Annotated in this window: 17 protein-coding genes; 5 read left to right on the top strand and 12 right to left on the bottom strand. The window is 67.8% G+C overall.

Annotated elements, in window-relative coordinates:
* The first annotated feature begins 197 nt into the window (after window positions 1-197).
* The 3 genes from C8E96_RS03160 (at window position 198) to C8E96_RS03150 (ending at window position 2,474) form a co-directional block, all read left to right on the top strand.
* Window positions 198-581 (top strand): hypothetical protein, encoded by a 384-nt coding sequence (locus C8E96_RS03160; RefSeq protein WP_133794141.1) that lies wholly within the window; start codon window positions 198-200, stop codon window positions 579-581.
* Between the two features lie 715 nt (window positions 582-1,296).
* Window positions 1,297-1,485 (top strand): hypothetical protein, encoded by a 189-nt coding sequence (locus C8E96_RS03155; protein ID WP_091574580.1) that lies wholly within the window; start codon window positions 1,297-1,299, stop codon window positions 1,483-1,485.
* 503 nt (window positions 1,486-1,988) lie between these two features.
* On the top strand, window positions 1,989-2,474 hold the full coding sequence (locus C8E96_RS03150) for a hypothetical protein (RefSeq protein WP_091381714.1): 486 nt from the start codon (window positions 1,989-1,991) through the stop codon (window positions 2,472-2,474).
* 177 nt (window positions 2,475-2,651) lie between these two features.
* Here C8E96_RS03150 and C8E96_RS03145 read toward each other — a convergent pair whose 3' ends face one another.
* On the bottom strand, window positions 2,652-3,668 hold the full coding sequence (locus C8E96_RS03145) for a hypothetical protein (protein ID WP_091381716.1): 1,017 nt from the start codon (window positions 3,666-3,668) through the stop codon (window positions 2,652-2,654).
* 259 nt (window positions 3,669-3,927) lie between these two features.
* On the opposite strand from C8E96_RS03145, the gene C8E96_RS03140 reads away from it, so the two are divergent.
* Window positions 3,928-6,258 (top strand): ATP-binding protein, encoded by a 2,331-nt coding sequence (locus C8E96_RS03140; RefSeq protein ID WP_091381717.1) that lies wholly within the window; start codon window positions 3,928-3,930, stop codon window positions 6,256-6,258.
* A gap of 436 nt (window positions 6,259-6,694) precedes the next feature.
* On the opposite strand, the gene C8E96_RS03135 is transcribed toward C8E96_RS03140, so the two are convergent.
* A complete protein-coding gene (locus C8E96_RS03135; protein ID WP_133794139.1) occupies window positions 6,695-6,880 on the bottom strand; it encodes a hypothetical protein in 186 nt (61 codons plus the stop codon).
* Window positions 6,881-7,152: 272 nt separating this feature from the next.
* Here C8E96_RS03135 and C8E96_RS33055 point away from each other — a divergent pair, with 272 nt between their 5' ends.
* Window positions 7,153-7,302 (top strand): hypothetical protein, encoded by a 150-nt coding sequence (locus C8E96_RS33055; protein WP_166657861.1) that lies wholly within the window; start codon window positions 7,153-7,155, stop codon window positions 7,300-7,302.
* Here C8E96_RS33055 and C8E96_RS03130 read toward each other — a convergent pair.
* The 10 genes from C8E96_RS03130 to C8E96_RS03085 form a co-directional block, all read right to left on the bottom strand.
* The gene (locus tag C8E96_RS03130; RefSeq protein ID WP_091381720.1) at window positions 7,299-8,819 is read right to left on the bottom strand and encodes a recombinase family protein; all 1,521 of its coding nucleotides are present in this window, start codon (window positions 8,817-8,819) and stop codon (window positions 7,299-7,301) included. The two genes, C8E96_RS33055 and C8E96_RS03130, sit on opposite strands and share 4 nt — an antisense overlap.
* 527 nt (window positions 8,820-9,346) lie before the next feature.
* Window positions 9,347-10,462: an alanine dehydrogenase gene (gene ald, locus C8E96_RS03125; protein WP_091381722.1), complete on the bottom strand. Its 1,116-nt coding sequence runs from the start codon at window positions 10,460-10,462 to the stop codon at window positions 9,347-9,349.
* Between the two features lie 116 nt (window positions 10,463-10,578).
* Window positions 10,579-12,129, bottom strand: coding sequence for a PucR family transcriptional regulator (locus C8E96_RS03120; protein ID WP_091381724.1), 1,551 nt, complete (start codon window positions 12,127-12,129; stop codon window positions 10,579-10,581).
* Between the two features lie 605 nt (window positions 12,130-12,734).
* Window positions 12,735-13,595, bottom strand: coding sequence for an SGNH/GDSL hydrolase family protein (locus C8E96_RS03115; RefSeq protein WP_091381727.1), 861 nt, complete (start codon window positions 13,593-13,595; stop codon window positions 12,735-12,737).
* Between the two features lie 84 nt (window positions 13,596-13,679).
* The gene (locus tag C8E96_RS03110; RefSeq protein WP_091381730.1) at window positions 13,680-14,183 is read right to left on the bottom strand and encodes a hypothetical protein; all 504 of its coding nucleotides are present in this window, start codon (window positions 14,181-14,183) and stop codon (window positions 13,680-13,682) included.
* 49 nt (window positions 14,184-14,232) lie between these two features.
* Entirely contained in the window at window positions 14,233-16,281 is a 2,049-nt protein-coding gene (locus tag C8E96_RS03105; protein ID WP_091381732.1) for a diguanylate cyclase domain-containing protein, read from the bottom strand.
* A 10-nt stretch (window positions 16,282-16,291) separates the two neighbouring features.
* Window positions 16,292-17,104, bottom strand: coding sequence for an SAM-dependent methyltransferase (locus C8E96_RS03100; protein ID WP_091382023.1), 813 nt, complete (start codon window positions 17,102-17,104; stop codon window positions 16,292-16,294).
* A 43-nt stretch (window positions 17,105-17,147) separates the two neighbouring features.
* A complete protein-coding gene (locus C8E96_RS03095) occupies window positions 17,148-17,822 on the bottom strand; it encodes a sterol desaturase family protein (RefSeq protein ID WP_091381734.1) in 675 nt (224 codons plus the stop codon).
* On the bottom strand, window positions 17,819-18,532 hold the full coding sequence (locus C8E96_RS03090; RefSeq protein WP_091381736.1) for a FadR/GntR family transcriptional regulator: 714 nt from the start codon (window positions 18,530-18,532) through the stop codon (window positions 17,819-17,821). Before C8E96_RS03090 ends, C8E96_RS03095 begins: the two co-directional genes overlap by 4 nt.
* A 91-nt stretch (window positions 18,533-18,623) precedes the next feature.
* Complete coding sequence (locus C8E96_RS03085) at window positions 18,624-19,214, bottom strand: SACE_7040 family transcriptional regulator (protein ID WP_091381738.1); 591 nt, start codon at window positions 19,212-19,214, stop codon at window positions 18,624-18,626.
* Window positions 19,215-19,227 lie beyond the last annotated feature (13 nt).

Genomic DNA, 19,227 nt, shown 5'->3' with positions numbered 1-19,227 from the left:
TGAAGATGGCGACGGGAAGGAATTGCAGGTGCTGACGCTGGACAGGGTGAAAGCGGTGAGACCTCATATCGGATTGCGGCGCAAACCGATGTGGCCTTGTCCGCACCCGCCGCGCCCGCGTCCGCGTCCGACCACGGCCGTACAGGAGACCTTCGAGATAGGCGGCGTCGAATGACGGTGAATCTGGGGGAAACCGGATGAACACGGTTTACATCACGTTGGGTGTGGTTCTTATCGCGTTTGCGGTTGGCGGCTGGGCGTTGCTCCGAGTCTTCGACTGGATGGACAAGCGGGAAGAAGCGCGGTACGTCCGCGACGCCCCGACGTATCTATTGCCGCGCACAGACTATTCGGCGTGGCCAATTGCCGGATCGGAAGATGAAAAGGCGTTCGATGGCCTCAACTCTTCTGCGCATTTGCGAGTACGTGACCACAGTCGGACTTCTCTTGCCCGTGGGCCTCATCGCCAGGCAAGCGCAGCAGGAACGAGCAAGGCGGCAACGAATGCGTGTCTCGATCGCCCTCGCGAAAGCCAGGCGGGACCAGAACTTGTGAACAGCCAGTTTCGCGGGACCTTGTGATGCCGATATCTGAAATCGGCAATGTGGCGATAATATTTCTCGTTGCGATCGGTTCAGCAGTTGCGTTGGGGTTCGGCTTGTGGTGTTTGATCCGCCGTTGGCTGGACGAACGATTGAAACTCCAAGCAATACAGCATGAAGCCGAGCAGATAAGGCAACGGCAAGAACCGGGGTTCCGATGGAACTAACAACACTGGACGACTGTCTACGCGAACTTCGATACCGGCGGTGGTCTCTCACGTTTTACGGCCCGAACCGCGAAAGCCTGACAGCCATCGGCGCGGCCTACCGGTTCGGCCAATACATCGACGCGATAATACTTCGCTCGGAAGATGACTGCGTGGCGTATCGAATCCGGGCAGGCCAAGACGTGTGGAATCCCGAAACCGTCATCGCCTACTACGTTGGAAAGGCTATGCACACGCTCCGGTTTATCCTCACATTGGACCTTCCCTCAGGTTTTGAAGCGGAAACAATCGCACCTCCTGTGTGTCGAATCCCCGAAGATGAACGACGTCCGGTCACGATTCGAATGCCACAGTTTACCAATCGCCTTGAACTTCCATAGACGAACAACCAGTTTCGTCGGTCCTCACCTATAGCCTGCCCAATCAGGTCGGGCAAATTAACAGAAAGGGAGATCGTGTCAGGTCATCTGGAACAGGCCGCAGCGGCGTTGGGGGCGGCAAGTCAGGCGGTTCCCGTGGATCTAGTGATGGGTGCGAGCAACCAGATTGATACGGTCGTCGCCGCGATTCAGCAGGCGGGGGCGGAGATCGGGCAGGAATTGACCGGTGTCGCGCTGTCGCTTAAGGGTGACATTGACGCGTCCGTGGCTCGCCTCGCAGAACTGCGCCAACGCCTTGACTCCGCCGCTCAGACCGTTATGCGCGGGGGGTATTGAGACGACACGGGCAGCGGAAGTGCCCGTCCGCCACCTTCGAGCACCGAGGCGGCGACCCCAAAGAAACGCCGGTACTTTCCGCCTGAGCTTCAGAAGAAGATTGATGACGGAAACCGGTTCAACGTGGAGAACCATCACCGATATCCCGCGAACGAGGTCATCTTGGAAAACAAAAAAGTCCTTGATTCCTATAAGCCGAATCGGGAGATCGTCTCACGTAAGCACACCCAGATATCCGAAATTAAACCTGGCACATGGGAAGGCTATCTCAGCGAGCATGTGAACAAATACAGGCCGGGTAGGGTGGTCAAGGATTCCCCGTCTATGCGTGACAAGTACCCGGACCTTGTCGGACGTCCAATTTCGGGTCTTCCCTACATGGAGATCCCTGTCCAAGAGCATGACGTGCCCGAGTGGGCGCTACGCGCTGCGGCGGAGCGTGGCATTACAATCAGGGACGTTAACGGGCGGATCTACGAATTGCCTCCCAAGGAGGACCCGAAGTGACCTGGTCGTACTGCGAACAGTGGAACCGCGTACTCAACAAGCCCCTTGGGCCGCTTGATGAGAACATGGCTCGCCAATTCCACGAAACGGGCGAGACCTACACCGCGTTCCGGGATGATGCCGGAAGCGGCCGTGTACTTATCGAGATTCGTTTGGAAACCGGGTACGCGGCGACACGGTTTATTGACGAACAGGGGCGAGACGAGTTGGCCTATATCTTCATGCGGAATGGCGACAAGCTATTCCTGCAGGAGATCGTCTCGTATGAATACGGGCAGGACACGGGAGCGCGCGGACGTATTCCGCTAGTGGTGGAGAGTTACACTTTCACTCCTGGCGGAGTTGTCCGACATAGGACGGACGACTCTCGTGTCGACACCATCGCCGTAGAGGATATCGATTCGGTGGATGTGTCGGCACACTGGGAGGCGATTCCCGAGTTCGGACAGTATGACGCCATAGCCAAATACGGGCGTGCATAATTGAGTTGGAACCTGATTCCGACTTAGTGACTATTCGTCTGTGACCAGGTAGGGCCAGAGCTACAATCCCTGTCGGAAAACACAATGCCCCCGTCTAGCCAGTGGCTAGGCGGGGGCTTTGTCGTGTTGGTCAGATTTACTGACGTACGTTTGTCATTCTGCTGACGTACATCCGGGTTACCTGCACGGGGCGTATCCGGCGATCAGGTAGCCGTTGGGGTCGCCGGGTGGATGTTCGAGGGTGAGGCGTCCGATTCGGGGCCCGGGTGGGGTGGCGTGGGGTTGTCCAAGGATGGTCCAGGTTAGGGCGCATCCGTCGACGGTGACGCGTCCGCCGGCCGCTGGGGTGGCGGTGGTGGTGCCGCTGTCCGGGTTGGCGTAGCGGCGGGTGTCGGTGACGCGGGTCCGTAGCTCGGTGACTGCGGTCTCGCAGTCCGCCGCGCGTGCGGCGTGTGCGAATTGGGCACGCGCGGCCGGGGTGAAGTAGGCGCACAGGTAGGTGGAGCCGTCAGCGATGCGTCTGGCCACCATGGCGGGCACCGATGGCGGGTAGACGGGCAGCATGGAGGGCACGGCCGGGCTGGACGGGGCGGCCGGGGCGGTGGGCCGGGCGGTCATGGGCACCGAGCTGCCAGACGGTGTGGTTGGCGCGGGCCCGGTCGGACAGGGCTCAATGTGGGTGATGAGGTAGCCCCCGCCGCCGATTTGGCGCAGGGTGAGCCGCCCGATACGGGGGCCGGGGTCGCGCGCGGGGGCCTTGCCGATGCGGTGCCCGGGGAAGCGGATCGCGCATCCGTTCATGGTGGCGGTGCCGTCCGCGTGGATCTTCTGGTCCCCAGGGGCGAATGTGAATTCGGTCCAGTCGTTGATGTCATCGACCTGGGAGCGGATGCGGCGCGCGGCGGCGGCGCAGTCCGGTTCGCCGTACCGGGTGGCCAGTTGGGTCGCGGCATGGGTGTCGAGTCCTGCGCAGGCCGATTCCGGGATGCGCTGTGCGACTAGGGACATGAATGTGCGCAGCGCCGTGACGGGTGTGCGGGGTAGGACGCGGCCGATGTTGGCCTGTCGGTCGGAGTGCGCGGCGGCGCTCTGTTGGGCGGCGGTGGCGCGCGTCTGTGCGATGTGGTCGGTCACCAGGCTGGTACTGACTGAGATGGTCAGGACGAGGCCGGCGGCGGTGATCTTCTTGTTCATGGGGTGGGTCTCCGGGGGGTGCGTGTTCGGTCCCGGACGGCCACCCCCGTCCCTTGTGGAATCGACGGTACGCGACCACCCGCGTGGCGACGCTGCGCACAGGATCTTGCACGCACTGTCCACATTGAGTCGCTATAGGACCCACCAACTTAGTGAATTCTAAGTATTTTCACGGTGCCGTTTTCGCAGGTCAGGGGTATTGTGGGGGGTCACCGCGGCTACCTGGGGAGGATGGCCGATTGACGGGGGGATTGTTGGTATGGACGAGAATTGGGCTCTGCGGGGTACGGATGATGTTGCTCCGCAAGCGGATTTTGCGGCGCTGTCGGTGTTGACCCCGTTCATGGGCCGCAACGCCGAGTTGGATCACCTGCGGCGGGCGTTGCGCGGGGAGCGTCTGGTCACGGTGCATGGTCCCAGTGGGGCCGGGAAGACCGCGCTTGCGTTGCAAGTCGTCGGTTCAGACTGCGGTCGTGAAGTCGTCGTGGTGCGGGTTGGCCGGCTGCGGTCGCGGGATCACCTCGAAAGCGAGTTGATGTGCGCGCTTGGGTTGGCGGATCACGCATCCGGCGATCGGATGGCGCAAATCGCGGCGCACGTGGGTGAGCGGAAAATCCTGATCGTGTTGGACGGCTGCGAGCTTCTCGTGACCGGCGCGGGATCACTGACCGACGTGGTTCGGGCGTTGCTCACACACGGTCCGGGCGTGACGGTTCTGCTCACCAGTCAGGTTGTGCTGGGGATCGGGATAGAGCACGTGGTGCCGGTGGGGCCGATGCCGGCAGAGGATGCGCTTGCTCTGCTCACCGTGCAAGCCGCCTCGCGCGGCGTGACCATATCGGACAGTGACCGTGCAGGGGCGGACAGAATTTGCGCGCTGGTGGGTCGGCTTCCTGGCCCACTCGTGTTCGCGGCGTCGTGGCTCACGGTGCAATCCATCCCGGAAGCCCTCGCCCAAGCGCGCACTGACCCCACGGTGCTGTTGGATGCGACGCATCCGGCCGATGAACACCATCAGTGTTCGATGCGGATAGCGCTGGATCGCACCGCGATGTTGCTCACCGAGGAGCAACGTCGCTTGTGGTCGGTCCTCGCCCATTTCGGCGACGGTGCCCGGCAAGAAGCGATCGCGTCCGCGTGTGTCACGCTCGGTGTCTTCCCGGGTCTGCGACAGGTCGTCACCGTGCTGGGTGCACTCATCGACCGGGGGCTGATCACCCGCACCGAGGATGCGGGCGTATCGCGCTACTCGATGCACGCCCTTGCCCGTCTCTACGGCCAAGGCATGCGCTGGGAGGACCTGAACCCCGACGCAATCAGGGCGGCACACGCGCAGTACTACGCCGACGAGGCGGCACGCGCGGCGGTCGGGTGGCTCAACCCCGGGGAAGTCCCCCTGTTGCGGGCGGTCGTGTCCCAGCGGGCGGATTTGGACGCGGCGGCGGCCTTCTGGTTCGAGACAGGGCATCCGCAACGTGGGCTGGGAATGTTGGTCGACACCGCGCGGACGCGCGCGCACGTCTACGCCGCGCGTCTGCGGGTGCTGGCAGACTCGCTGGCCGATGGATTGGCCCGACATCCGGCGGACCCGTCGGATGTGCAGGTGACCGCTTTGGGCTTCCTGGCGTGGGTGAAGTTGGCGCAGGGTGAACCCGCTACCGGCCGGCAGATGCTCACCCGGGCGCACGACCTGTCCGCGCAACTCGGTGGTACCGCCATGCCCGTGTTGACCTTTGTGGAGGGTGCTTACGCCGCGCTGGCACCCGTGGACGCGGCCACGGCCACGGCATCGGTCGCCCTGTTGGATTCGGCGGCGGCGGCCATGAGCGCACCCACCGACAGGTTCGGGGTGAGCCTGTTGGCGACGCTGGCCGAAGCGGTGCACGGCGATCCGGCGCGCGCGGTCGAACGCTCAGCGGAAGTGCTGGCCATCGCCGAGACAGCGGGGGCACCGTGGGCGACGACGTGGGCGCACTGGACCCGCGCACTGACGCTTGTCACCAACGCCGACTACACCGAGGCGGCGCACCACCTGGGAATCGGCTTGGAGGGACAACGCGACTGCGGAGACCTCGGTTGCGTGTGCGGCTCACTGTGGTTGGCGGCGGTGATCCTCGCACCGAGCAACGCCGGCGACGCCGCGAGATTGTTCGGAGCGGCCGAACGCTGCCAGCGTCGCCACGGAGTCTGCCTCCACTCGGCGCACCCGCTACTCAAACTTCGCGTGCTGGCAATGGGGGCCTGTCGCCGAAAGCTGGGCGTCAGCGCGTACAACCGGGCTATCGCGGCCGGGGCCGAACTCATCGGTTCCGGTGTGGACGGAGCGACGACCCTCGCACTGTCCGCGCTGGACTCAACGAGACGGGCCCGCCCGCTGACCGGCAGCCCGGCCGCCGTGCTCACCCCACGTGAACACGACGTCGTTGCCCTGGTCACCGATGGATTGACGTACAAGGAAATCGGCTCACGCCTGCATGTATCGGCCCGCACCGTGGAGACCTACATCGGCCGTGCGGCAAGCAAAGCGGGCGTGTGCGGCCGGGTCGAACTAGTCGCGTGGTTCCTGGGGAGCGCCGACACCGTGGCCTGAACCCCGCCCCTCCATACCCGCCCCGGCAGGTGCCACATCGGCATCCGGCCGGGGCGGTCCCATGTCCGGGACCACTGTCCACCTTGTCGGGCGAACTCGGCGTAAGACGATCTAGCCAATCGGCGACCACGGCCCCCGGGGTGATCACCTCGGGGGCCCGTCTATGTCCACATGCGACAGTGCGGAACCGTCGAGTCGGAACAGTGGATTTCGAGACGGCCGCGACCCTGTCGGAAGATACCTGGCCGCTTTGCGGCCAGTATACCTCCTGAGTCGGCCGGATCGGTGGGCGAGAGCGATCACCCAAGATCGTTTCCACGCAACGAAATTCGCCGCCCCCACTTCCCCAGCGGGGGAGCGGACCGACCCCAAACCGGGGGACTGTCGACACCCCACGTCCCCACCGGACAGGCACCCGGTCACCCGCCCGCTTCGGTCATTCCCGCAGCATCTGTCGTATGTCTCTGGCCATTGCTTCGGTGAAGTGGCCGCGACGTTCCAGCGCGGTCAGGAAGCGATCGATCCAGGCTTGTATGTCGGATGTCACGCTGCCCGTGTCCGGCCGGGGTGGGTCGGGAGAATCGGTGTCCATCGGAGTCTTTCGGCTGGGGATGGCGGGCACGCGCTCCACTCCTTCCGAGCGGCCACACGGGACACAGGTCCACTTCGGACAGGGCTGGCACTCCCCCGGGCGACAACCCGTGTCCTCTGGCGCGTTACGCGCCAGTGTATCCGCCCCGTCGATCACGAACGCACGCCATTCACCGGACAAGATCAGTCACGCCATCGCGGCGCATTTGTTGGCATACTGGAAGAACGAAGGGGCGTCGGGGAGTGGCCGAACGCGCAAGGAATGGAGCGCGTGCCCGCCATCCCAGCCGAAAGAACACGCCGATGGACACCGATTCTCCCGAGGTGGGTGATTCCCGGCTCGACCATTGGCGGCGTGTGTGCGCGGGTCTTGAGCCGATGAGCGGCGATGCGGTGAACGCGGCGGCGGTCGTGCTCGACCGCATCGAACAGCGCCGGGAGGCCGACAGCTAGCGCGGCTTGGTCGTGGGCTTCAGCAGTCGAACACGGTTCGGGTCGAACATGTGCCGTACCTGCCCGGCCGGGTCCACGACCATGGTCATAGCGCTCAACGCCTGCACGAACATGGCGCGCTTCTCGGGTACCTCGGCGTCGCGCCACTGATCGGTGACCGCACCGGCCATCCCCGCCTTAGCGGCGTCGTCGCCCGCGTCCACGGTGTTGATCAGTGCGTCGCGTTCGGCGGTCAGCCGCTCAAGATCGGCGGCCAACGGGTCGTTGGCCTCATCGAACGCATCCAACGTGATCTTGCGTTTGCCCAACCGGATGGACAGGGCTTTGCTGATCTGCTTGCACGCGGCGATCTCTTCTTCCACCTCGGCCAGACGGGTGGACACCCGCGCGCGGGCGGCGCTCATCGCCTCCGCGACGCGCGGATCGGACAGGCGCGCGATGGTGAACGCCTCGATCTCCCGGTCTACGCCGCGTTGATCGGCGTAGACCTTCCCGCAACCCTTGCGCTGCCCGTTGCAGAAATACATGCGGCGCTGCGCCCCATCCGAGTACGTGCTTCCCCCGGACGGGCGGGCGGACAGCTTCGCCCGACACAATCCGCACCGCAGGATTCCGGTCCCCAGGTAGCGCACCCCGACCGGCGCGCCGGTGCTGCGGGAGGCGAACAACGCCCGCAACCGGTCGAACACCTGCGGATCGATGATCGGCTCACCCGGCATCCGACCCTCCAGCACACCGTTGTACTCGATCAGCCCGGCCAGCGACGGACGTTCCAAGGTCATCCGCACCGTCTTCTGTTCCCACAACACCCCGCCCGGCACCGTGCGCAGCCCGGCCGCGTTCCAGTCCCGCGCCACCTGCGAAATCGATACCCCCGCCAGGATCGCGGTCACCGCCTCACGCAACGCCTTGCGCTCCCGCTCCACCACATCGGCTGCCACCGGCAACCGCTCCCCGTCCGGTCCGGTGGGCTCCATTTCCAACCCGTCGAACCCGAACCGACGCGGACCACCGGTCTGCGCACGCCCCTTCGCCCGCATCGTCGCGAACCGTCGTCGCAACCGCCGCGACGTGTCATCACTGGACCGGGCCGCGTGCGCGACCTCGATCCGCAGAATGAACCGGTCATCAGGGTCCGACAGATCACGGGCACCGTGCGCGGACAACACCAGGAACCCCTTATCCGCCAACTCGATCAACCGCTCAAGATCACGCGGCTGACGAAACAAGCGGTCGGTGTGCCAGACCACGATCCCATCCGAGGCCCCCGACTCCACCCGCTCCAACAGGCGTTCCCACCCCTTGCGGCGCACCTTGAGCTTCCACGCCGACAACCCGTCGGACAGTTGCTCCCCCAACACCGCGCCGTGGCGCTCGATCACCTTCAGGTTGTCGGCCCACTGGGTCTCGATCTTCTCCAGTTCCCCAGTCTCCGGCACCCGCGACAACCGCCCATAGGAGTCATACACCGGGCGACGCCCATCCCGACCCGCCACACTCTCACCGTCACCGCTCATACAGCCAGAGTATGTAACCAATAGGCATGTCGCCCACGGTGCGATCGGTGGCCAATCCAGCCCTACCGGACCAGCAGTGTGGGCTCGCGCTGCGCGCATCGGAGTATGCGGACAAGCGATGGGCATGATCGCCCAGGTGCGTTGGTGGCTATCCGGCTCTGCCGGGCCACGGGTGGGCAGGCGCGCGACTTGCTTAGGCCCCACGGTGTGGGGGGCGTTACCGCAACGCTCCCTGGCCCGCGACGGCCACGGCCGTCCCCACGTGGCAACGGTGGACTCGGGGACCAGGGCGGTGCTCTTAATTCCTGCAGTTCCCCCTGCTCCCTCGTCCTGGCCGCCTTTAACTCTCGATCGGCGGTGTCAAGGGTCGGCTTGCCGATCGCGCAGCGACGGCCGTTTACGGCCGCCCTTGATACCGCCGATCGAGAGTTAAACAATCAAGCCAGAGGGAGACCCACCACCGGAGGCAGGGAGCGGCCAAGCGAGAAGACCCGGCCCACGCGAGGGCAGTGGGCCGGGTCGAAACCTCAGGCGAGGACCGTGTCCAGCGAGGTCGCGGGGAGGGAGTGGGCGGTCGCGACGGGAGCGTTGGTCAGCAGGCCATCGTGGGTGTTCAAACCCAAAGCCAGGGCGGCGTCATCGCGCAGGGCGGACTTCCAGCCCTTGTCGGCCAAAGCCACCGCGTACGGCAAGGTGACATTGGTCAACGCGTAGGTCGACGTCCTCGGGACAGCGCCCGGCATGTTCGCGACGCAGTAGAAGATCGAGTTGTGGACCGGGTACGTCGGGTCCGCGTGCGTCGTGGGACGCGAGTCCTCGAAGCAACCACCCTGGTCGATGGCGATGTCGACCAGCACCGAACCCGGCTGCATCTCCGCCACCAGCGCGTTGCTGATCAGCTTCGGGGCCTTGGCGCCCGGCACCAGGACGGCGCCGATCACCAAGTCCGCCTCACGGGCGGCCTGCTCGACGGCGTAACGGTTCGACGCGACGGTGCGGACCCGGCCGCCGAACTGGTTGTCGATCTGGCGCAGCCGGTCCACATTCGTGTCCAGGACCTGCACCTCCGCGCCCATGCCGAGGGCGATGGTGGCCGCGTTGACACCCGCGACGCCGCCGCCGATGACGACGACCTTCGCCGGGGTCACCCCCGGAACACCACCGGGCAGCACACCGCGCCCACCGGACGGCTTCATCAGGGCGAACGCGCCGACCTGCGGAGCCAACCGGCCCGCGACCTCGGACATCGGCGCCAGCAGCGGCAGCGCGCCAGTGCTCGTCTGCACGGTCTCGTACGCGATCGCGGTGACGCCCGAGTCCAACAGGGCCTTCGTCAACGCCTCATCGGCGGCCAAGTGCAGGTAGGTGAAGAGGGTCTGTCCCTTGCGCAGCCGCGGGTACTCGACCGCGATGGGCTCCTTGACCTTCAGGACCAGGTCGCCCTCGGCCCACACCTCGTCGGCGGTCGCGAGGATCTTCGCGCCCGCGCCCAGGTACTCCTCATCGGTGATCGCCGAGCCCAAGCCCGCGCCGGTCTCGACGAAGACATCGTGGCCGCGGCTGGTCAGCTCATGGGCACCCGCTGGCGTGAGCGCCACCCGGTACTCGTGGTTCTTGATCTCGCGGGGGACGGCGATCTTCAACGGGAAGTCCTCTCTGGGCCATTCGGGGTGTGCTGTACCACGGTCGGACACGCGTGCAGCGGTGTCATCGTGTCGCGAGCACGAGATCTGCAGGGGTCGGTTGTGCTACGAGCACATCACGCCCAGCGAATGGCTACTAACTGTGTGAGTAGGGCGAGCCGGACATCGGGCTCGGTCAGATCGGCGTCGAGGGCGGCGGTCACCCGGGACATCCGGTACCGCAGGGTGTTCGGGTGGATCCGCAGGGCCGCGGCGGCGGCGCGGGGGTCGCCGGGGTGGCGGAGCCACTCGTAGAGGGTGTCGACGTACCAGCCGTCGGACTCCTCGTCGGCGGCGCGGAGCGCGGCCAACGGCCCGAACGCGGTCACACCGGCCGCGGCCACGGCGGCCCGGTGCAGCACGAGCACCGCCCACACGTCGTCATGGACGGCCACCGGGCCCTCGACGAGGCCCGCGCGCAGGAGGCTGAGTGCCTCGTCGGCCTCGGTGCGCGACCGGGCAAGGTCGGCCACGTCCACCGGGGAGCCCGCCGCGACCAGGGCGCCGCTGGACGCGGCCAACGCGGCACGGACCTCGGTCCACCCGGTGTCGCCGGGTTGGTCGGGGACGACGGCGTAGAGGACGCCGTGCATGTCGGCCACGGCCGGGCGGCGGCCGATGCCGTCGGTCAGGCGCTGGACCAGGGCGAGGCGCGCGCCTTCGCCGCCCAAGGCGTCGTCGGTCTGCACGTCGATCGCCACCACCCGGTGGGCGGTGTCGGGGGCAAGATCCAGTTCGGCGGCGAGGAGACGCGCGCTGCCCGTGCCCTGCAGCGCCGAGCGGACCAGTTCCGCGGTCCGCCTGCGCTCGCTGTCCTCGCGGGCCCGCCGCCGCAGCAGGTGCAGCGCCACGACGGGGGCGGTGTCGGCGAACGCGGCGGCCCGCGCGTCCGGGACGGGACCGGGGACGACCGCCCACATCGAGCCGAGCAGTTCCCCACCCATGCGGATCGGGACGATCAGCCGGGGAAGCGTGCCGTCGCGCTGCGCGGGCACGAAGATCGTGGTCCGGCCGCGACTCAGTTCGCGGAACACACCGCGGGAACGGAACCGGGCCAGGACATCGTCCGGCACCCGTCTGCCCATGATCGTCGACACCCGGGCCGGGTCGGTCCGGTCCTGCCGGGCGGAATACGCGAGGACCCGGGAGTTGGCGTCCTCGATCGTGACCGGTGCGTCGATGACCGCGGCGGCCGCGTCGGCGAGCCGGAAGAGGTCGCCGAAGGGGCCCGCGTCGGTGACGGCGCCGGAGGAGTCGGACTCGTCGGCGGCGGCGTCGAGAACCGAGCGCAGGAGCCAGACGAGTTGGGCCCAGGCGGCACCGGAGTGCACCTCCACGACGGTCGTGCCGCCGCGCTGGGCGGCGGTCTTGACGGCGCTGCGGGAGGCGTGGGGCGGCTTGAGCAGGACGGCGGCGGCCGCGTGGGCACCGCTGTGGCGGACCAGCTCGACGGCTTCGGCGGTGGAGGAGACCGCGATGCCGAGGACGAGGTCGCCGGTGGCTATCTGGGTGCGTTTGCCCGCTTCGGCGATGATCACGTCGCTTACCTGGGGCGTGGGATCTTGTGGGGCGACTATGCGGAGGAGGGTGGGACCAACTCGGTCCACGACTCCTTGCACGGTGATCATGGCGCTCCCTTGGTTCTTTGCATCAAGGTAGCGCTCTTTGTCCTATGTGCACGGTGTTCGTGGATCTGTGCACGGTGTTCGTGGGTTCCGGCGGGGGTCTCGCTCTGGCTTGATTGTTTAACTCTCGATCGGCGGTATCAAGGGCGGCCGTGGACGGCCGTCGCTGCGCGATCAGCGGAGCTGACCCTTGACACCGCCGATCGAGAGTTAAAGGCGGCCAGGACGAGGGAGCAGGGGGAAGTGCAGGGATTAAGAGCATCGTGGGGGGTTGCTCGTCCGGGGTTGGTGCGCGGGACGGGTGGGTGGTGCGGTGTGGGACGGCGTGTGCGGTGGTGCGGGGGTATCGGGTGCCCAGACCAGGGGGCGATCTCGGTGGTGGGTGGGGTGGTTCTGGTTGTGGGGTGTCAGTCAGGTGGTGGCTGTGGTGGGGATGGCGGGTTGGGGTGTCGGTTGGGTCGGCTGTGGTGGGGGTGGCGGGTTGGGGTGTCGGTCGGGTCGGCTGTGGAGGGGTAGCGAGCTGGGCTGCCGGTGGAGTCGGGCTCGCTGCCTGCGCAGCCGGCACCTGGTGGTGGGGTCGGCTGTGCGGAGTCAGCGTCAGCGAGTGGTCAGCGGGTGAGTAAGTGGGTTGCCCAAGTCAGGCCTGCCACCACGCGCATGCCTGCGGCGTTGGGGTGGATGGGGGCGGCGGGGTTGGCGGGCTGTAACGGTTCCACCCAGCGGCGGTCGCGGGGTTGGCAGGCGTCGTGGTTGAGGGAGAAGTAGTACGGGTCGACGAAGTGGGCGCCTGCCTTGTGGGCGGTCGCGGCGGTGGTGGCGTTGAGGGCGCGTTCGACTCCGTCGAAGTACGCGGTGTCGCCGGCGGCGAAGGGGACCGCGGGCCAGCAGCCGGTGTGTGGGGGCAGGATCCTCAGGTAGCCGACCACCAGGATCTTGGCGTGGGGCGACCGCTTCTTGATGCCGTCGAGTGTCCGGGCGATCTTCGGGGCCACGGCGGCGACCCGGTCGGCGAGGACGTCGCGGCCCGACTGGGTGTAGTACCGCTGACACGGGTTGCCCGTGGGGTCCTTGGCGCCCTCTTGGCCGCAGCGGGCCAGGATCTCCCCGAATCCGATGTCGTTGCCGCCGATGGTCAGCGTGACCAGGTCGATCTTGGGGCTCAACGCGTCGAGTTGGGGTGGGTTGGGGCCGCCGGAGACCTGTTGGGGTGCGGTCATGTGCACGGTGGTGGCGCCGCTGCAGGAGACGTCCTGGAAGGTGTCGACCTTGAGCCAGCGGGCCAGTTGCGCGGGGTAGTTCTGGTCGGAGCGGGCGCAGCCCGGAGGGGTCGCGTTCTGGATCGGGATGCCGGGGCCCGCCGCGTAGGAATCGCCCAGGGCGACATAGTCCCTTGCCGGCGGCGCCGCTGACGCGGGGACCGTGAAGGTGGCGAGCACCGTCAAGATGAGGACCAAGGCTGCTGGGCGCATGCCTTGAATCGTCGTCCTCGGATCAGGGCACGTCAACGGCCCCGCGGCGGCCTGTGGACAACTGAATAGTCCACTGTGGACTTTTCAGCCGCGAATCCAGGCGGGCACCGGCAGGTCGCGGCTCACGCACTCGTCCGAAAGGCGCAGGGTCCACCGCAGTGCCTGGACCATCAGGGCCGCCATCTCGTCCGGGTCCGCGTTGGCCAGGGCGATCTCGATCTGGGCCTTCGCCCCGGCCTGGTCGCCGTGGACTTCCGCGAGCAGCGTGCGGACCGCCGTGCGGACCGGGGGGTCGGCCTCGTCGATCGGGACTTCCTGCCCGTCGTCGTCGTAGACCTGCATCTTCACCGGTGTCGAGCCGCCGTCGCCGAGTTCGGCCACCATCGCGCTGCACTCGTGGAACAGCAGCAGCATCAGCTCACGCGCGTCGGCGTGGCTGTTGGGGGCGGACTGGACGGCCGACGCCACGTGGTCCAGCGCGCCGTCGTCCTCGCCCGCGCGCATGGCGGCGAGAGCCGCGCACGCGGTGTCGATGAGGCGTTCTCTGCGGTTCGGGTCCGGCTCGCTGTCGGGTTCCACGTTCCTCATCCTGCAACAGCCCGCGGGCGCGCGGGGAGATCGACGCCGGGTGATTCGTTCACTTGGCGGACCGGACGCGGCTCAGCACGTCGTCCACCGCGAGTCCCAGACCGAACGCCGGACCCTCCCCGGTGTCGGCGCCCAACTCCGCCCACCACCGGGCTTCGGCCAGGTCACGCACGCCGCGCACGCCCACGGACACGCCGATCGAGCGCATCGTGTCGATCAGGCCGCGGGTGGTCTCCACCTGGACGCAGTCGTGCGGCAGCCAGTCCGGCCGCCATCCCTCGAACGGGTCGGCCAGCAGCACCGCGCCGACCTTGAACCGCTCGGCCATGGTGACCTCGCGCGGCCCGCCCGCGAACCCGTGCAACGCGGTGACCACACCGATGTCGCCGAGGGTGCGCAGGTTGTCCTGGGCGTCGCCGTTGCCTGTGACCGTGCCCGTGTGCAGTCCGACCTCCAGCAGCCCCGGCGGGATCGCGGTGGCCGCGATGGCCCGGTTGATCACCCCCGACAGCTCCGCGTCGGCCGACTGCAACGGGGAGAGCAGCACCCGGTGCACCGGCTCGGACCCGAACAGCGCCCGCCACACCGGGACGTGCTCGGTCGACCGGGACAGCAGCCACGGGCCCAGCGCCACCGAGAGCCCCGTCGTCTCCGCCAGGTCCGCCGCCGACGGCAGGCCCGCGGCGGGCCGATCGAGCCCGGGCACCGCCGTGACCCGCACCGGCTTGTGGTCGGCCAACCGGGCGACGACGTCGTAGCGCAGGTCCAGTTCGCCGTTCTCCCACGCCGCGGGCAGCGCGGTCGCCGCGGACCCGAGGGCGCGGTCGCGTTTGTCGGCGTCATGGTCGAACTCGACCCACTGCCGCCTGCCCGACGCGCGCGCCTGTCGCAGCGCCGATTCGCCCGCGCGGAACAGCTCGGCGCTCGACATCGCCGACGGGCCGGCCCGCACGACCCCGATGCTCGCGCTGACCGCGAGACCCACGCCGTCGGTGTAGTCCGGCTCGGACAGTTCGGCGTTGATCGCGTCGACGAACTCCGACACCGGCGGCGCGTCCAGGACGAGGACGGCGAACTCGTCGCTGCCGATCCGCGCGACGACCGCCTTCTCGCCCGCCACCGCTTCGAGCCGCTGCGCGACCGTGCGCAGCACCCGGTTGCCGAGCTCGTGGCCGTAGGTGGTGTTGACCATGGAGAAGGCGTCGAGGTCGAGGCAGCACAGGGTGAGCGTGCTGGTCGGCGCCGCCTTCCCGTGCATCGTCTCCAGTCGCGACTCGAAGCTGATCCGGTTCGCCACACCGGTGAGCGCGTCGTGCAGCAATTGGTGGCTGAGCCGGTCGCCCAGCAGGTGCAGCTCGCTGAGGTCCTGGACCATCGTCACCCGGTAGGCGGGCCCACCGGACTCGTCGGGCAGCAGCGAGGACTTCGCGTAGACCCACGCCGTCTCGCCGTTGAGTCTTCGCAGCCGCTGCCGGTCCGGCAGGTGCGCGAGCGGGCTGCCCGAGACGTCGGGCTCGTTGGTGATGAACTCGGCCAGCGAGCGGCCCGCCAGGTCGCCGGTCTCGCAGGCCAGGATCGTGGCCAGGGCGGGGTTGGTCTCCACGAACCGGCCGTCCAGCTCGGTGATCGCGATGCCGACGGCGGAACTGGCGAACACCTCCCGGAACCGGCTCTCGGTGGCCCGCCGGTCGCGTTCGGCCTGGCGCATCGCGCTGTGCAGCGCGATCTTCATGTTCTCCTGCTGCGCCAGCGTCCGGTTCCGCAAGGCGTTCGCGTAGCCGGAGGACACCGCGACCAGGAGCGACACCTTCCGGTCCGCGGGCCCGTGCAGCCCTTCGGCGAGCGCGGCGACCGACTGCTGCAGCGTGTTCTCGCCGATCAGGCCCTCGGCCACCATCCGCTCGCCGACCTCGGTTCCCGGCGTGGGGTCGAAGGGCTCGGCCACCATCGCGGCGACGAGGGTGTCGACCATCTCGGCGAGGCCGGCGGTGATCTCTTGCGACGTCCGCGGCACGTAGGCCGTGGCCGCCACCGCGCGCAGCCACGAACGGACCAGGGTGTCCTGGTCCGCCCGGACGCGCACGGTGGGCTCGGCCATCACATCGGACTCAGCGTTTGCGTCCCACGCCCGCGAGGATGCCCGCCAGGTTCGGGTCCTGGCCGTCGTCCAGACCCGTGTCCGGGTGCCACAGCGCGGTGGGGACGATGCCCGGCTCGACGATCTCGTAACCGTCGAACAGGGCGATGATCTCCTCGCGGGTGCGGGGGAACATCGGGTCGCGGCTGGACTTCATGACCTCGACGACGCGGTCCATCTCCTCCGGCATCAGGTCGCGGGTGAACTGCGAGAACGACAGCATGCTGCCGTCGGCCGTGGCGTCGCGGTAGCGGCCGATGATCTTCGCCGGTTCCTTCGCGTCGGGCACGAAGTGGAAGACCCCGGCCATGATCACGCCGATCGGCTGGTCGAAGTCGAGCAGTCCGGTGGCCCGCGTCGCGGCCAGCACCTCCTCCGGGACGGTCAGGTCGGCCTGCACGATCGTCGCGTTGGGGTTGCTCGCCAGCATCAGGTTGCTGTGCGCGCAGGCGACTTCCTCGTAGTCGACGTAGACGACTCGGCACGCGGGGTCGGCGTTGTGCGCGATCTCGTGCACGTTGCCGACGGTCGGGATGCCGGACCCGAGGTCGAGGAACTGCCGGAGGCCGTTCTCGATCATGAACAGCACGCTGCGGCGGAGGAAGGACCGGTTGTGCCGGGCGATCTCCCTGGCGTGCGGCTGCGCCTTCAGGAACCGGTGCGCGAGTTCCCGGTCATGGGCGAAGTTGTGGCCGCCGCCCAGAAGGTAGTCATAGAGCCGTGCTGCGCTTGGTCTGTCCAGGTCGATGCCCTCGGGCACCCACGTAGTCGTCGATTCGGCCACGACACCCACTCTCCGCGATCGCTTGGTGACTCGTAGAGATTACTCACCCGACCAGGGGATCCGACAGTGGATCACGCGAGGTGTTGTGCAAATCCTTGACGGAGGGCGAGTTCGTGACGGTACGCGGATCGGGGTACGTGCGCATGACCCGATCGGCTGTACCCGTGGTGGTGACAGTGAACCAGTAGTGCTCGTTCTTGAAGTGGTGGAGCCGGTGGTTGCGCCACACCGCCCGGTACAGCCGGGATTTCGGCTGGTAGTCGCTGTGGATCAGGTAGTGCGTCCATTCGTAGGCGAGCCCGAGGGCCGCCACGAAGCAGAGGAACGTGAGCCCCAACGCGATCCGGCTGAAAGCGGTGAGGGCGATGGCGGTGATGACCGGCAGCAGCCACACGAGGACCGGCCACGGGATGAAGACCAGCGGGACATCGCGCGGATCGGCGTGGTGTTCACGGTGCTTGCGCGCGAGCAGCGGATCGATTGTCAGCGCGGCGATCTTGCGCGGGCGCCAGTGCAGGACGCAGACGTGCACGGTCCACTCGAAGAACGGGAACACGGCCAGCATGACGAACGGCAGCAGGGTGTCGCTCGACCACCAGTCGCCGACCACGACGCGGGCGACGACCGCGGCCACGAGCGTGCCGCCGATCAGCCACGGTGAGGGGTGGCGCGCGAACTCCCGCGCGCAGTCCGCCAGGGACACCTGCCTTCGGCTCATGTCAGCTCCTTGATGACGGTGAGGAACGCCTCGGTGGCCGGGCTCAGGAGATCGAGCGCGGCCGAGCGCGCGCGCTCGGGATCGGCCTCGGTGACCGCGTCGGCGAGCGCGCGGTACGCGTCGGTGCGCGACACCTCGGCGGCCATCAGCGGGCCGAGGAGGTCGAGTGCGGGTTCGTAGGCGGCGCGGAGGCTGTTGAACACCAGTCGGAAGACGATCGAGTCGGCGCCGTCGACGAGGTGGTCCCAGAACGTGAGTGCGTGCCGCTGCGACGCCACCGGGTCCTCGGTCGTGGCGAGCGCGTCGATCGCGTCCGACAGCGGTCGCGCCAGGCTCTCGCCCGCGCGTGCGGCGGCCAGGGCGGCCACCTCGGGGCCGATGAGCAGCCGGGCGTCGAGGATGTCGCGCACCACGGTGAGGTCGACCGTCTCGCCGCGCAGCAGCAGGCGCGGCAGCAGGTCCAGGCCCGCGCTGCGCCGGAAGTCCCGCACGACCGTGCCGTCGCCCTGGCGGACGTCGACCAGCCCGGCCTGCGACATCCGCTGCAGCGCTTCGCGAACCGCGGGCCGCGACACCCCGAGCACTTCGGCCAGCGCGCGCTCGCTGGGCAGGGCCTCGCCCGCCGCGACGCTGCCGTCGATCACCGCGTGCAGCATCTGCGCGAACACCTCGTCGGGCACGGACCGTCGGGCCACCGGCTGGAACACCATGCCGACGACGGTAGAAGCCGGACCGGTCAGAGGTCAAGTGGTCTTACCAATTAGCTGGGCGGCAGTGTCGAGGTGCCCGCGTAGGGGTCGGTCAGGAGACGGGTGTGTGGATCAGGGCGGTGAGGGCCATCGCGGTCAGCAGGTCGGCCATCTGGTCACGGTCGAGGTGCCTGCTGTGCGGGGTGGAGTTGATCAGGCCGAACACCGCGTGCGCGGCGGCGCGGGCGGTGGGTTCGGGGACGGCGGGGCCGGCGTCGCGGATGACCTCGACCCAGGCCTCGACGTAGCGGCGCTGCAGGGCGCGGACCTTGCGCCGGTCGGGGTCGGTCAGGTTGCCGAGGTTGCGCTCCTGCACCGTGATCAGCGACGGGTTGTCCAACGCGAAGTCGACGTGGAACCGCACGAGATCGCCCAGCGCCTCCTGTGCCCCCGCCGCGGAGCTGATCCGGGCGAGGCCGCCGTCGAGCAGCACTTCCGAGATCGAGGTGAGCATCTCGCCGAGCATCGCGTCCTTCGACCGGAAGTGCCGGTAGAGCGCGGGCCCGGAGATGCCGACGGCGGAGCCGATGTCGTCGATGCCGACGCCGTGAAAACCGTGCCTGGCGAACAGTTCCGCCGCGGCGGCGAGGATCTGCTCACGGCGGCTGGGGCCTGTTTTCGCTGGCTCGGCTGCTGGGGACACGGAGTCATCGTAT

Origin of the sequence: Actinokineospora alba, assembly GCF_004362515.1 — a bacterium.
Lineage (GTDB): Bacteria > Actinomycetota > Actinomycetes > Mycobacteriales > Pseudonocardiaceae > Actinokineospora > Actinokineospora alba.
The sequence above is the reverse complement of the archived record's forward strand: the minus strand, read 5'-3'. Positions and strand labels throughout refer to the sequence as shown.

Excerpts from the sequence above, each read along its gene's own strand:
- C8E96_RS03160 (WP_133794141.1), top strand. The coding sequence starts at position 198 with ATGAACACGGTTTACATCACGTTGGGTGTGGTTCTTATCGCGTTTGCG.
- C8E96_RS03155 (WP_091574580.1), top strand. The coding sequence starts at position 1,297 with ATGGGTGCGAGCAACCAGATTGATACGGTCGTCGCCGCGATTCAGCAG.
- C8E96_RS03145 (WP_091381716.1), bottom strand. The coding sequence starts at position 3,668 with ATGAACAAGAAGATCACCGCCGCCGGCCTCGTCCTGACCATCTCAGTC.
- C8E96_RS03140 (WP_091381717.1), top strand. The coding sequence starts at position 3,928 with ATGGACGAGAATTGGGCTCTGCGGGGTACGGATGATGTTGCTCCGCAA.
- C8E96_RS33055 (WP_166657861.1), top strand. The coding sequence starts at position 7,153 with ATGGACACCGATTCTCCCGAGGTGGGTGATTCCCGGCTCGACCATTGG.
- C8E96_RS03130 (WP_091381720.1), bottom strand. The coding sequence starts at position 8,819 with ATGAGCGGTGACGGTGAGAGTGTGGCGGGTCGGGATGGGCGTCGCCCG.
- C8E96_RS03120 (WP_091381724.1), bottom strand. The coding sequence starts at position 12,129 with ATGATCACCGTGCAAGGAGTCGTGGACCGAGTTGGTCCCACCCTCCTC.
- C8E96_RS03115 (WP_091381727.1), bottom strand. The coding sequence starts at position 13,595 with ATGCGCCCAGCAGCCTTGGTCCTCATCTTGACGGTGCTCGCCACCTTC.
- C8E96_RS03110 (WP_091381730.1), bottom strand. The coding sequence starts at position 14,183 with ATGAGGAACGTGGAACCCGACAGCGAGCCGGACCCGAACCGCAGAGAA.
- C8E96_RS03105 (WP_091381732.1), bottom strand. The coding sequence starts at position 16,281 with ATGGCCGAGCCCACCGTGCGCGTCCGGGCGGACCAGGACACCCTGGTC.
- C8E96_RS03095 (WP_091381734.1), bottom strand. The coding sequence starts at position 17,822 with ATGAGCCGAAGGCAGGTGTCCCTGGCGGACTGCGCGCGGGAGTTCGCG.
- C8E96_RS03090 (WP_091381736.1), bottom strand. The coding sequence starts at position 18,532 with ATGGTGTTCCAGCCGGTGGCCCGACGGTCCGTGCCCGACGAGGTGTTC.